Origin of the sequence: Sphingobacterium multivorum (assembly GCF_039511225.1) — a bacterium.
GTDB lineage: Bacteria > Bacteroidota > Bacteroidia > Sphingobacteriales > Sphingobacteriaceae > Sphingobacterium.
Genome location: NZ_CP154261.1, coordinates 1413044 through 1424962, shown reverse-complemented (window position 1 = coordinate 1424962; position 11919 = coordinate 1413044). Strand labels below are relative to the sequence as shown.

At 37.7% G+C, this 11919-nt stretch carries 11 protein-coding genes and 1 pseudogene; 3 read left to right on the top strand and 9 right to left on the bottom strand.

Features of this window, described 5'->3' with window-relative positions:
* Positions 1-142 precede the first annotated feature (142 nt).
* Positions 143-1078: a hypothetical protein gene (locus tag AAH582_RS05920; protein WP_343321489.1), complete on the bottom strand. Its 936-nt coding sequence runs from the start codon at positions 1076-1078 to the stop codon at positions 143-145.
* A gap of 250 nt (positions 1079-1328) precedes the next feature.
* Here AAH582_RS05920 and AAH582_RS05915 point away from each other — a divergent pair, with 250 nt between their 5' ends.
* The 3 genes from AAH582_RS05915 (at position 1329) to AAH582_RS05905 (ending at position 3773) form a co-directional block, all read left to right on the top strand.
* Positions 1329-1925 (top strand): porin family protein, encoded by a 597-nt coding sequence (locus tag AAH582_RS05915; protein ID WP_046671688.1) that lies wholly within the window; start codon positions 1329-1331, stop codon positions 1923-1925.
* Positions 1926-2129: 204 nt separating this feature from the next.
* Positions 2130-3035, top strand: a complete 906-nt coding sequence (locus tag AAH582_RS05910; RefSeq protein ID WP_343321488.1) for a sensor histidine kinase — start codon at positions 2130-2132, stop codon at positions 3033-3035.
* A 9-nt stretch (positions 3036-3044) separates the two neighbouring features.
* The gene (locus AAH582_RS05905; RefSeq protein ID WP_075991393.1) at positions 3045-3773 is read left to right on the top strand and encodes a LytR/AlgR family response regulator transcription factor; all 729 of its coding nucleotides are present in this window, start codon (positions 3045-3047) and stop codon (positions 3771-3773) included.
* On the opposite strand, the gene AAH582_RS05900 is transcribed toward AAH582_RS05905, so the two are convergent.
* The 8 genes and pseudogenes from AAH582_RS05900 to AAH582_RS05865 all read right to left on the bottom strand — a co-directional run bounded on the left by AAH582_RS05900 (position 3774) and on the right by AAH582_RS05865 (position 11919).
* Positions 3774-4682: a DUF6268 family outer membrane beta-barrel protein gene (locus AAH582_RS05900; protein WP_343321487.1), complete on the bottom strand. Its 909-nt coding sequence runs from the start codon at positions 4680-4682 to the stop codon at positions 3774-3776.
* 138 nt (positions 4683-4820) lie between these two features.
* Positions 4821-4985, bottom strand: a complete 165-nt coding sequence (locus AAH582_RS05895; protein ID WP_197083948.1) for a hypothetical protein — start codon at positions 4983-4985, stop codon at positions 4821-4823.
* 36 nt (positions 4986-5021) lie between these two features.
* Positions 5022-5798: pseudogene (locus tag AAH582_RS05890) on the bottom strand (TraB/GumN family protein).
* Positions 5799-6746: 948 nt separating this feature from the next.
* Positions 6747-7190: an SRPBCC family protein gene (locus AAH582_RS05885; RefSeq protein ID WP_286752517.1), complete on the bottom strand. Its 444-nt coding sequence runs from the start codon at positions 7188-7190 to the stop codon at positions 6747-6749.
* Between the two features lie 309 nt (positions 7191-7499).
* Positions 7500-8405 (bottom strand): AraC family transcriptional regulator, encoded by a 906-nt coding sequence (locus AAH582_RS05880; RefSeq protein WP_343321486.1) that lies wholly within the window; start codon positions 8403-8405, stop codon positions 7500-7502.
* 201 nt (positions 8406-8606) lie between these two features.
* The gene (locus AAH582_RS05875) at positions 8607-9596 is read right to left on the bottom strand and encodes a DUF5007 domain-containing protein (protein ID WP_070565228.1); all 990 of its coding nucleotides are present in this window, start codon (positions 9594-9596) and stop codon (positions 8607-8609) included.
* A gap of 8 nt (positions 9597-9604) precedes the next feature.
* Entirely contained in the window at positions 9605-10288 is a 684-nt protein-coding gene (locus AAH582_RS05870; protein ID WP_070565225.1) for a hypothetical protein, read from the bottom strand.
* Positions 10289-10305: 17 nt separating this feature from the next.
* Positions 10306-11919: a RagB/SusD family nutrient uptake outer membrane protein gene (locus AAH582_RS05865; RefSeq protein WP_343321485.1), complete on the bottom strand. Its 1614-nt coding sequence runs from the start codon at positions 11917-11919 to the stop codon at positions 10306-10308.

Genomic DNA, 11919 nt, shown 5'->3' with positions numbered 1-11919 from the left:
CAAAAGAAGTTTACTTTTAGTCTCTCGTTAAAAGAACCAAACTAACGGCGAATTTCAAGGTATTCTACAAAACAGAAAAACATGCACTACACGCCTCATGAAAGTAAATGCCTACATCGCTAGTTCAATAGAATAAATAATCTTATTGCAAAATAGTCCGTGGGGTCAGCGGAACTTTTTGCTTCCAGATACCCATCACTTGGAATTCGTGCCCGGATGTTTTATTCTTGATGGTGAAGATATAATTGCAAGTTCTTTCGAGGTATTTGAATTCACCTCTCACGGTCATCTGGGCATTAGGTTTGAGCAGCAATTCTTGTTTATCTCCAGATTTAATATAATTTTCAAAAGTTTTGCCTCTGCTGTAAGGAACTTTACCTTGCCAGCGAACTCCACCATTTACCATTAATTCATCCATGAAAATCGTAGAATCTGTTTTATTGAGCCAGTCAAAAGCACCGTAGCTGTCACTTATGAATTCGGAACTATATTTTACGTCCTTAAAAATGGCAGTGATATCGACTTTTCGCTCTCGATTTGAGCTATTTACCAGATTCATCGCAGTACAGCCTTCGGTACTGACATAGATTTTCCGGCTTTCTTTCACTTCTTTGATTTCTTTTTTGACCAGCTCATATCCATCAGCCCTAGTTTGAATAAAATTCACTTCATCCATTTTATCCGCTGACAATATGCCAATGGCAAAACTCCTGGGCTGATCACTAAAATTTTCCAATAAGGTCAATTTAAGCTCGTTGTTAATTGTTTTTTCCAACTGTAGCCACCCACCGTCAACTCCAATCGAGCCCGTAAGCTCCAATTTGAGCTTTTTTCCAGTGGAATCTTTCAATATTTCTCCTGTAAGGACATCTTTGACATAGGACACATACCATAAATCCGCTTTGATCGGAATCACATTTTCCTTGATTCCGGTTTGTAAGTTGACAGCTTTAAAACCGGGATCTATTAGACCTCCTTGTGAATTAAGTCCTTCTTTAGAACAAGATGTTAGTATAAGCAGACAAAACGGCCATACCAGATAGGAAAAGGAAAACGTTCGCTTCAACGGATTTTTCATGAAATCGATTATTTGTACAACACAATTGACCAAACAAAATCTATCTTGTAAGTTAAAAAAAATAATAGACCTTTTCCCATCAATCCTACAAAAAATACGCTTAAGCCAGAAATCTTGACAAACAAATAGAAATCTTGACAGGCTAATCATTCCTATAATAACCTTCGTCACTCCAAAAATGCCGTTCGTCAAACTCTTTTTGCCAAGGAATTGATCCTTTGTTCTTTTGGACAAATTAAAACAATATAAAATGAATAAAAACGCAATTTTATCATGCATCGTATTATTTGCCATGATGTTTAGCAAAAAACTGTTTGCTCAGGAGCAACCTTTCATTCAATTGGGTATTAAAGGGGGAAGTAGTCTCAACAAACTCAATACCGAATTAGCAGACTTAGACGACAAATATGCCATAGGATTACACGTAGGGGGTATGGCAAGAGTTAATCTTGGAAGAGCTTATATCCAGGGTGAAGCTCTTTTCAATAAACGCAAAGCAGCCCTTAAACCGCAAGGGCAAACCGAAAGCAAACTCAAATGGAATGCGATTGATATCCCCGTCGTTGCAGGCTACAAAATCTACCAAAATCAGGACATCAATTTCCGAGTATTAGCTGGTGCAATTTACAGCTATACGCTAAACGACAATTTGCCGCCTCTAAAAGCAATACAACAGGGAATGAAACATTTTGATAAATCAAACTTACAAGTTACCGGCGGTCTGGGAGTCGATATTCAGCGATTTACACTCGATGTTCGTTATGAACGCGGTTTTTCTGACCTTAATAAATCTTTTAAATCCAAACCACAGGCATTTTCCATTGGATTGGGTTACTTTATCTTCTAAAACAATGAATAAGTTTTACCTTTGGAGCTACCTAGGAATCAGGCTCCAAAGGTATTTTTTTTTAATCGTCATATGTTCAAAAAAAACTATTTAAATAAACATCTTTTTCTCATTTCTTTTTGGTTCGTTCTTGGGTTTGCTGTATGGATTCAAATAAAAGGCGAGTTCGATTCGCTCCAGGCGTTACTGCACACCTCGCTAATCATGACTTCTTCGATTATTGTATCGCAGTGGCTGAGTGACCGGGTTCTACCACGAGCGATCAAGGCTCAACAAATGAAACCTTTTGTACTAAAAGCAGTGCTTTTTGTAGTTATTTTAGCTATTTTAATTGGAAGTATAGATTTCTATTTCATTCTCACCAAAGAAGGAATAGCTAACCATGAACGGACAGAGCTAATACTCACTCATTTCTATCAAGCAATTCCATCTTCCCTACTGATCAATGGTACGGCCTGCGGAATTAGATTTTATCAGGAACATGCAGATATTCAACGTATCCATGGTCAATTGCAGCAGAATTTTCTTGAAAGTCAGGTAAAATTTTTGCAGGATCAGGTCAATCCTCATTTTATGTTTAATGTCTTGAACCATATTCATATCCTCATGAAAAAGAATGTGGAAATGGCCGATTATTTGCTTCTGAAATTTTCGGACATTCTGAGGTATCAGCTCTATGAGTGCAACCAACCGCTCGTACTTTTAACACGCGAACTGCAATATTTACAGGATTTTATAGCCATAGAAAAAATGCGGTGGGGTAACGAACTGGATGTAAGCTGTTCATGGAATCAATCTTCAAAGGATTTATATATTGCACCATTGATGCTTATCTGTTTTGTCGAAAACGCATTTAAACACGTAAACCGCCTTCCAAATCAAAAAGGAAGCATAGAGCTATCCTGTGTTGAGGAAGAAGGAAAACTTCAATTCAACATCAATAATAGTTATCAGGACTATCCGCAATTAGCTTCGACAGGACACTCGGGCATAGGGCTGGAAAATGTAAAAAAAAGACTGGAACTGCAATATGAAAACAACTATTCGTTAACAATCCATAAACTTGACAACAGTTTTACTATACAACTGACCATCGATCTTAACAGCTAACTATTGACAATGGAAGAAATTAAAATGAAATGTATCATCGTCGACGATGAACCTATGCTGCGGCAACATATTGCCGAAATGACCGAGCAGATCGATTTTTTGGATTTAGTGGAAACATTTCCTTCAGCACTAGCTGCAACTTCGAGGTTACAGCAGGGCGATATAGATCTTATTTTTTTAGATATTAATATGCCCTATCTCAATGGTATAGACTTTTTAGACTCCCTTGAAAACCCGCCTTTATGCATCTTCATCACAGCTTATTCAGAATATGCTTTGGAAGGATTCAGACTTCAAGCTGTTGATTACCTGCTCAAACCTATAATTTTCCAGCGTTTCTATCAGGCCAGCACCAAAGCTTATCAGCTTTTTGTACAGCGGAACAAACCCTTACAGGAAAGTAGTCCGAATGACAATATGTTATTTGTAAGACAGGGGGATGCTTTTGTTAAAATCTCCTGGACAGATATTCTGTACGCGGAAAGTATGCAAAATTATACAAAACTTCACTTTAAAGAACGTACAATTACAATCCATCAAACCATGTTAGCTTTGGAAGAGGCATTACCCGGCAACCATTTTTTTCGTATTCACAAATCCTACCTAGTCAATGTAAACCACATTGATATCATTACTGGAGGGAGAGTATATATACAGGAACAAGAATTACCGATATCGCGTACAAAAAGAGAGGAGCTTCTCCAAAATGTTGTTTTTAAGAAGCTCCTCAGCCGATGATTAAGGCATATTCCATTTAAGTGCTACGGAAGTATAGAAGGTTGGAGAAAACCGAGGATCCGCCTGACTTTTGTTCTTGAATAAACTTTTCAGCGACCTATCATTTTCTACATACAATCTAGCGAGTGTGCTTCCGCCGGTCAGCTGGAGCTTAAGGCTCTTGCCCAAATTGAACTGAGGCTGAAGCCCAGCTGTCAATAACATAAAACCGGCCAAAGTAGATTTCCCATTCTTTTCTCGCTCTGCAGTCATACCATCTAAATTAACGACAGCACGAAGATCAACCAATTCATTGAGGTTATAGGATGCGGAAAGACCCTGTGGGAAATTCACATTGAACTTCACTTTTCCATTTGTTTTCCAATCAAAATACAAGCCAGGTAAGATCATTGGCACGCCAAAACTATTGCTCAACACAGGGCCAAAACCAAAAGCTAAATTCGGTCTAAATTTTTTGATAAAAAGCACTCCCCCCTGCCCCAGTACATCCTTACCATTTACTTTGACGAGGTCTGAATAAATCCCAACGGAGGCGAAAGTCAATAGAGACCAATTTTTCCTTAATGAGGTCAGGTATTGAAGTCCCATTTCCGCATTGAGCATTTCAGTCGGGAATAAGGGTTCTTCATACCCTCTATTTTCCATCTTTGCATAAGCTGCCCCTATCTTCCAGGACCAGCGTTTTATATTGCCAAAAGAGTCTATTTTGGTGGATAGTGGAACTTCCAGGTTAAACTGTATCCGCCTAAAATCGCTCTTTGAACCTGTCTTAACACTATCTTCAGGGCGTATATAATTTGATAGTGGGACATAATCCACAGTAACCTGTCCCGATACTGCATTTTGAGCATGTGCAGCCAGCGTAGTAAAACCGCTGAGTATAACTGCACATAATACTTGTTTCCTCATGTTTTTTCAACAAAGGAAGCTTTTGGACGGCTCAAGCACCAATCTTTTTGATATAGTGCATGTATACGTTGACCAAATGCAAATTTATCGCGATGTCAAAAAATTTATAACGGCAAGAAGAGCATATCAAAAGCAAAGTTATAGATTAAAATCACACATTGCCGGCATATTAATTTCCTTTACACAGCTTGCCGCCGAAGTAGAGATAATAAATCGTAATGCCTGAATTACATCTTGCAGTGGAATATATGTCTTGACACCTGTTTTCAATATCTCTACTGTTTTGTTATGCTCGGATGCCATTTTTTTCTTAGTTTTAAATAACCACTAAGATAAGATTTATTTTATAGCCTCCACTTTGAATCCCTTTTCTCCGAGTAAGGTAATCAGCCCCTGATCACCGGCCAAATGCCCTGCGCCAACGGCAATAAAACAGGATTCTTCATTAATCATAGGGGGTATCAGGTTACTCCAATTCAAATTTCTCCCAATTAACAATTTTTCTTTTTGTTCTTTCGTCATCCAGGCTGGATCTTGGAGCAATTTTGTCAACTCTTCCAAATTCTCTGATTTATAAGCTTGAACCATCTTGACTGTCAATGCAGGGTATTCGTCCAACTGAAAAACAGATTCCATGAACAATTTGGGTGTAATAAGATCCTTCAGCAAATTAAATTGAAAATCAGGTGTCTCCAATTCTCCTATTACCTTTCCTTGGCTGGTCGCAAGTGCTGAAAGCTCAACCTCATAAGACTTCATCTTTGTCGGATCCGGGCAATTAAATCCTTTCATCGAGAACAAGGATATAACAGCAACAGGTGATACATAATCCAACAATTTGATTGAAAGCTGCTGTGCGATCAACACGCTGTCCATCTTTTTGATATCGTCTTCAGAAAATGACTTTATAAAACTCGGATCCGAAACAGTAAATGCCTATAGAGATTTTGCATTTTCTGGTTTGGAAAGATCAACTTCAAAAACTACCTTTTTACTAGCATTTAGTGCATCTAAATTCTTCTGTTTGATGACAAAGTCGTCTGGACACAACATATGGATCGTACCGAACAAATAAGAATCTTGTTTTAGACCATTACCGGAAATTTTCCATAACATCGAACTTTCTTGGGCAAAGCTATTAATGGTCATACAAATCAGCAGCGCCAATAGAAGTAATGTCTTTTTCATAAGATCGTATAAATTGATTTTTTATATAAAAAAATATAATTTTTGGCTTTTCACCAAAATATTATCTACTGTTTATGGTATTAAATGCTAGTCCTCAAAAATTCTCGCTGCTGTTTTTCGCTTTTAATATCTTCAATGTTTTTTTCAGTCAACCAGGCTCTAAAATGCTCCGGATCTTGTGGTGTAAAATGGATTACTTTACCACATTTTAAAAGTAGGGAAAAGATTCCGCTAGCGGCAGCGAATTTTATGATTTCGTTAGAATGGTATCCAAGTTGGGAAAAATACTCCATTGTTCTTATTCAATTCTAGAAATAAATGCTTTCCACACCAATGCAGATCCATATGGCCATTGATATTTCAGAAAGCATATTAATTTTTATTTCTTCACAGTTTTATAATTCATTCAAATATCGTAAATTATTTCAATTATTTCATCAAACAGATTATTAATTTAATTGTTATTTTCATAAATTAATCAAACAATTAACAAAGCTTCTACCAGAAATTATAGCTATTCTAGTTTCAATGAATTCAGATCCAATCAATTCTTTCCACAGCGGAGAGGTTTTATTTCGACCGCATCAATCTACATAACATCAGGAGTAAATCTGAAGATGAGCTGGGATCTAATGGATATATGATAGACAGCTTAGAATCAAGCCTATGGTACTTTTGGGAGGAAAGAAAAATTATAGAGGCACTGCTTTAGGGATTATTAATCTCGGAGGAGAGACAGATACTGGAGCCCCCCAAGGGCAGGCTCACAGTTATATATTATTATGATAAAAAATCCATTCCGGAAGCTTGGTTGTCACATCCAACCCACTATGAAGATAGTAATACCTTAACAGAAGCTATATTTGCTAGCAAGGATCAATTCGAAAAAGGCTGCCCTTTACCTGTTTCAATATATGCTTCTAAACTTTTCACAAATTGTCGCCATCCATCTGTACAAATATCATAGCATTCGATTTCAGGGGATAAGCCAATATGTTCAAGTTGCAACACAATCCCGTTTTCTTTTTCTGTGATGTCCCAAACGATCGTTGTGCCAATCCATTCTTTTTGATTATTCAATCCGGGAAGGGCTATCAATGAATCTTCGACATGCCAAACAACTTTTGCATTTTCATGTAAGTCTTCCACTTGCATTACTTTGTAAATAAGATCTCCAAAGCGAATTGTAAATCTATCGTCCTTCTTATTGGAAGAGCCCTCAAACATGATTGTCCACCAAAATGGTATTTCATCGGTTAGTGCTTTAAATACCCGATCCTTTGTTACACCCAACTGGATAGTTTGACTATAATTTTCCATTGCCAATTTTTATTTTTTGAATATTAAATACGGCCTCGATTTTCCGTTATTATTAACGAATTTATAGATAGATTTTCCAATCGACCTTAGCATAAGACAAGTTTTTCTTTAGTTTCAGGATAGTACATGACGCTTTTATAAAATTTATTGCGGATAATAGCTATATTACTTTTATACTCCAAACAACACGTTACTAATCAAATATAAAACCGTCTATGAAGATTATGCTTCAAAAATTAGGAATATTAGGATTTCTGATCGTACTAAATCTCTCCACATAAAAGCCACGTCTCACGACGTGGCCTTAAACTAAACATATGAAACAATTGAATTTTCTGTATAGCGCTGATCATAGCGCAAAATATACTCTTTCGGTGTGCAGCCGATAATCTGTTTAAATACGCGGTTAAAATTTGTAATGCTATTGAAGCCGCAGTTGTAAGCAATAAATGAGATATTTTCCAAATGTAAATGATCTTTTCCCAATTGACTACAAACCTCATTAATTCGTATCCGGTTTAGATAACCAACTAAGGTGATTCCACAGTGTTTTTTGAAATAACGGCAGAATGCCTGTGGCGACAAATGTGCTCTTTCTGCTACACTTTCTAAAGTAAGCCCATGTTTAAAATGTGTATTGATATAATGACAAACCTTCTCTATGCGGTTATTTTTTCCAGTGGAACCGACTACAGTCTCCATCGGTTCGGGACAGAGCGCATCTGTTCTCTTTGAAATTTGGGCTAGTGTCCGGAGCAAATAGAAGAAATGCATCATTTTATCGATCTTTTCCGATTGTTTTAATAACAGCATACGCTTAGATACCATGTCGAAATCCACCTCCGGAATCTTAAATCCCCTGGAATCCTGACTTAAAAATTGCTCCAAGGATTCAAATTCACCCAACATAAAAAGTTGTTTCAACCTCCCTTCCGGATCAAAAAAAATCGAAATGGATCTAGCGGCATCACCAGCCTTATCCTCGGATACAGATTTAAATACATGTGCTTGGTGAGCAGCGATGAAAAATATATCGTTTTCCTTAAAGGGATGGAGGGTTTCATCCACAAGCAACACACCTTTTCCTTTCGTAATCCACATTAACTGGGCTTCTTGATGACGATGCAAATGTGGATAGAACGATTCCGAGATATCCTCCTGGACAGTGATGCTTTGTCCTTTAATTACAGGAATATTAAATTGTAACGTTTTCATAGCATGTTAGTATTAGGTTACTCAACATTGGTTTTACTAAATATAGACAACAAGCGTAACATATTGAGAAATGTCAATCTCACATCTAATAAAATGTTAAAATTTGCTCATAATTGGTTAATTTTCGCACTGTGAGCATCTAAGTTTAATATAGATCTGGGTTTAATAAAGTGTGGGGAACTTACTATGCTCCCCTAATCTTTATTGTGTAATACGCGTTACCGTTGGCAGTTTTACCTGAACCTCATAAGTACCTTCCATCAATAGCTGGAATCCAAAAACAGGGTTGACATTATTAGCACTTAAGCCGTCGATTTGGGCATACTTCATGGGGATGCGATAGTAATTGAGAAAACCCCAATCTGTTCCATCTTTTCCAATTAATTTAGCAAGCGGAAAAGGTGCAACCTCAAAATCACAGATCAACGAATTATCTGTCACTTGGACTGGATTAAACTTCACATGAGATTCAAACATCGGTCGATCCCCCCGTTTGATCACTTCTCCATTTTTAGGATTGAATGCATTTCCATTTTTATCGACGATCTTTAGGATAACACGAGCGCCATCGTTTGAAATTTTTGTACAAGTCACTTTTGGGGCTGTAATTCCGGTAAAAACTTCTGCAGCGCTCGATCCACTTGCCGCTTGATAGGTTACTTTAAACATATCATCAATCGTAGGTTCTACAATCTCGATGGTTGCCAATTTAGGGAATACACGCTCTCCTCTAGGGTTGGTCATTTTGACATCAAAATTAAAACGCCCTAAAGGTAGATTGGCAGAAGCTCGATTAAAAACCAGCTGTCCACTGACTGTATTAAATTCCATCGGGGCTTTCTTTACTGTTTCTCTCTTTTTATTGAGTAGTTCGACCGTGGTATCTGTCTCGGCATTGAACACTAAACCAGGCTTAAAGGTTAGAATGTCAAATTCTTTAAAAAAGACATCCGGTGCGGGCTGACCTGTTGCTTCATCGTTTAAGTTTAACAATTCGAATGTATAGGGGGGCGTAGAACCATCTGTATTAATACGGTCAGACATCGTTAGGGACATTCCACGTTTGCAAAAAATGGTATTATCTTTATATCGTATACCTTCGCTCAAAAAGCCGTTTTCAATTTTCTTGCAGCCAGAAGTTAGCGCAAAAGCAAACAGCAAGCTATATAAAATTTTTAAATTCGTTTTCATATCAGTTTCTAATCAGCCATTTTTCCGGCGTTAAAAAATAAACGATGTGTGTTTTGCAATACATGCAATACACCTGTCGTCGTCCTAATTCCCGAGGTTTGACAATCATAGGATTTATCAAGTTGATCTTTTGGAATCGCATTATAATCGGGTTCCTCAGCATCAAGAGTACCGATCACCTTTGTGAAATTGAGATAATCTACATAATCCAGATAATCGCTGTAGTCACGTGTTCTGCGCAATTTGATATTGAACCTGACATTGGGAATTGCACCAAGCTTGCTTACAAAATATTTGTTGTCAGGGCTGAGATTTTCTCGTGTGATCTTTCCATCGAATAGGTAGATCATCATCGAATCACGTAATTCTTTGACTGGGATATTATTGATCCCGAACTGAATATTTTCGTTTCCCACCTCAATGATCCTTTGTTGTTTTTTGGCGGCTACATAATCCCGTACGCCATAATCGCTCGTTGCAAAGAACGTGACATCTGAATTCACAATATCTTTAATACCGGCACGGTCTATAATCTTAACCAACGAATCAAAGCTACCATGCTGCTTCAAAAAATCATAAGTTGTCTGGTTCACGTTGGCATCGCTCTTTCCACCATCGACTTTATAATTATCCTTCTTACATGCGAAAAGAAAAATTAATATTGACGCAAACAATCCTGTTATCTTTTTCATAATTCTTTTTTTAGTGCTTACACCTTTCCTCTCCAGTATGAGGTCTGTGTCAACTTGTTATTATTTTTGAATAGGGCTGGATTAATTGGCCAATAGAATCCTTCCTGACGGAAGCGGGACTCCGAGAGCCATGGAACAAAATTGCTGTATTGCCTTGTTCGCAATAGATCATAAAAAATATGCCCTTCGAGATAAAGTTCTTTTCCTCTTTCAATAATATATTCGTACATGACATCGTCTTTACTCAATGTATTATCCACGAATGCAGATTCATCGGCGCCATTCCTTTTTCTAAATTCATTGATGATGTCTATTGCTTTGGAAACTTGATTTCTATAAAGTGCAATTTCGGCTTTCAACAAGCGCATATCCGCTAACCTAAAGACAATCAGATTATTGCTAACATAAGCATCTTGCTTTTGTGAGGGATTACGGTAGACAACACTTTGATATTTTACGCAAGTCGGTTTATCACTGTTTAGATCGGTAAAATTACGTCTACAACGAATATCACTATCGTCGAAGACCTGTGAAGGCATCGCCTTCCACTCCCACTGCTGCAAACTTGTATTCCAATACCAGTCCCAAACCTGGTCTATTTTATAAAAATGATTTGTCAGATAATCTGCATTGACATAACACCTCGAATTTGTTCCAGAAGTTGCCAGCTGCGCAGTTCTCAAAAACATATTGGCAATATGTTGATTGGTTCCTTCGCGTGTATTTTCACTCATTGCAATTTCAAAAATACCTTCACTCGAAAGTCCTTCGAAAGTCTTATAATAATTAGATGTGTCGGTCAATGAATACATACCATTATTTAAGATTTCATCGATGGCTTTATCTGCTTTGTCTACCGTTTCGAGATCAGGTTGGTTTGAATTGACATCACTCATTGTTGCCTTCCAAAGGTAGAAATGAGCTAACAATGCATTCACCGCGCCTTTATTGGCTGTGACTTTGGCGTTCCCAACAAGTGAATATTGCCAAGGCAACAATTCATGTGCCTGCAGTGCATCCTTCTCGATCTGCGCCATAACCTCTTTTTTGGTACTTCGTGCTAATTCTGGAGCAGAAATAGGGTCGTCGTATTCTTCCGTTACCACGGGCACGTCTCCCCACACGCGTAGCATCATAAAATAAGTGAACGCCCGTAAAAAATAAGCCTCTCCAAGCATCTCATTTTTGAACTTCGTTGGATTGGTCACATCGGTCAGTAAATCGTCCGCCACCTTGGGAACTCGATTAATAATGATATTACTCATCGTAATCGCTTTATAGTACTTGGTCCAATCTCCAAAATTCTCTACATTGTATTGAAATGTAAAATCTCCATTTTGGATCCCTTCGAGTCCATCACCATTATATTGGATTGTAAAATAATTCTTGGCAATTGCATCGCCATACATAAAGTATCGTGGACTCGGATTCCAGTTACCCGAATTCATCACATCCCGTACCAAAGCATAGTTACCTGCCATAGCACTCCGTAAATCCCCTGAGCTTTTCCAATATGCGCCCGCGAAAGTCGAATTGACGGGTTCTTCCACCAAAAACTTTTTACATGACCCTAGCAAGAAAACCAGCATCAATAGCACCGCTAGTCTATAGTTTAAAAAAAATCTTTTCAT